Genomic DNA, 1,611 nt, shown 5'->3' with positions numbered 1-1,611 from the left:
GGAGCCCGCCGGACCCGGCACCAACGCCGCCGGGCTCGCGATCTACCAGTACCCCGGCTTGATGTGCGAACCCACCACGCCCACGATTCTCCCCGTCCCCCACCCGTGACGCGAGCGGTGCCACTGTACGCACAAGTCCGGGGGCGGACGGTGACCGGTGCGCCGCCGTGCGCCCGTACCGGCGATGCGCGGATCGTCCCAACGGCCGCGCGGATCGTCCAAGAACGCTCCCCAGGACACCGTGCATGCTGCGGGACACGGGGCGCGCGGATCACCCGTCCCGAGGGGCAGTCCCTGCCCTCCGTGCTCTCTCAAGGAGAACGACCATGGTGAACACCCCCACCAAGACGCTGGCCGGAAAGGTCGCCTTCGTCGGCGGCGCCTCCCGCAACCTCGGCGGGCTCATCAGCACCACCATCGGCGCCGAGGGCGCCAAGGTCGCGGTCCACTACAACAGCCCCTCCTCCAAGGCCAAGGCCGAGGACGTCGTCGCGCGGATCAACGCCGGCCCCGGCGAGGCCTTCGCGCTCCAGGCCGACCTGACCAGCGTCGCCGAGGTGGAACGCGTCTTCGACGAGGTCGTCGAACGCTTCGGCAGGCTCGACATCAGCGTCAACACCGCGGGCATGGTGCTGAAGAAGCCGCTCACGGAGATCACGGAGGAGGAGTACGACCGCATGTTCGCGGTCAACTCCAAGGCCGCGTTCTTCGTGATGCGCGAAGCCGCGCGCCGGATGGAGGACGGCGGGAAGATCATCACCATCGTGACCTCGCTCCTCGCCGCCTACACCGGCCTGTACTCCTCCTACGCCGGCAGCAAGGCCCCCGTCGAGCACTTCACCCGTGCGCTGTCCAAGGAGCTGTTCGGCCGCAACATCTCCGTCAACAACATCGCCCCCGGCCCGATGGACACGTCCTTCTTCTACCCGGCCGAGGACGACGACTCCGTCGCGTACCACAAGTCCTCCGCGATGAACGGGGACCTCACGAAGATCGAGGACATCGTCCCGTGGGTGCGGCACATGCTCACCGACGGCTGGTGGGCCAACGGCCAGACCCTCTTCCTCAACGGCGGCTACACCACCCGCTGACCCCCGCCCGACGGGGCCCCGCCCGACGGGCCGGCGCCCGAGCGGACCGGTGAGGTGCCGTGCCATGCGGCGGCGGCTTCCAGGAGCCGGGCGTCGGTGTGGTGGCGGGCGATCAGCTGGAGGCCCACCGGTTCGCCGTCGGGGGTGCGGCCGGCGGGCAGGGTGAGCGCGGGGTGGCCGGAGAGGTTGAAGGCCCAGGTGAGCGCCACGCTCATGCGCGCCCCGGGCCCCTCGTGGCCGTGCGGCGGGTGCGGGGTCGTCGGGGTGGCGAGGAGATCGGCCTCCTCGAAGGCCGCGCGCAGGGCCCGCGCGTTGGCCTGGAGCAGGGCCCCGGTGCTCCCGTCAGCGGCGCCGGAGCGCAGGGCGGTCCAGGCCGGGGCCGGATCGCGCAGCTCCACCGGGTGGTCGACGAGGCGGCACAGGCCGGCCCGGGCGATCCGGTCCAGCGCGCGCAGCGCGGTGGCCGCGACGGCCGGGGCGGTGTCGGCGTAGCCCAGGGTGGGACTCCAGACGACCCGGA

General features: G+C 72.2%; 2 protein-coding genes. One reads left to right on the top strand and one right to left on the bottom strand.

Translation table 11 applies throughout. The features are described from left to right. The first annotated feature begins 326 nt into the window (after positions 1-326). Positions 327-1,091, top strand: coding sequence for an SDR family oxidoreductase (locus AB0O29_RS35765; protein ID WP_365160569.1), 765 nt, complete (start codon positions 327-329; stop codon positions 1,089-1,091). Here AB0O29_RS35765 and AB0O29_RS35760 read toward each other — a convergent pair. Further along, on the bottom strand, positions 1,076-1,611 hold a 536-nt coding region (locus AB0O29_RS35760), incomplete at its 5' end, for an amidase family protein (protein ID WP_365160566.1). The genes AB0O29_RS35765 and AB0O29_RS35760 overlap by 16 nt on opposite strands.

Origin of the sequence: Streptomyces sp. NPDC089915, assembly GCF_040684675.1 — a bacterium.
Taxonomy (GTDB): domain Bacteria; phylum Actinomycetota; class Actinomycetes; order Streptomycetales; family Streptomycetaceae; genus Streptomyces.
The sequence above is the reverse complement of the archived record's forward strand: the minus strand, read 5'-3'. Positions and strand labels throughout refer to the sequence as shown.

What these genes read in the sequence shown, in the direction of transcription:
- AB0O29_RS35765 (WP_365160569.1), top strand. Translation starts at nt 327, where the DNA reads ATGGTGAACACCCCCACCAAGACGCTGGCCGGAAAGGTCGCCTTCGTC.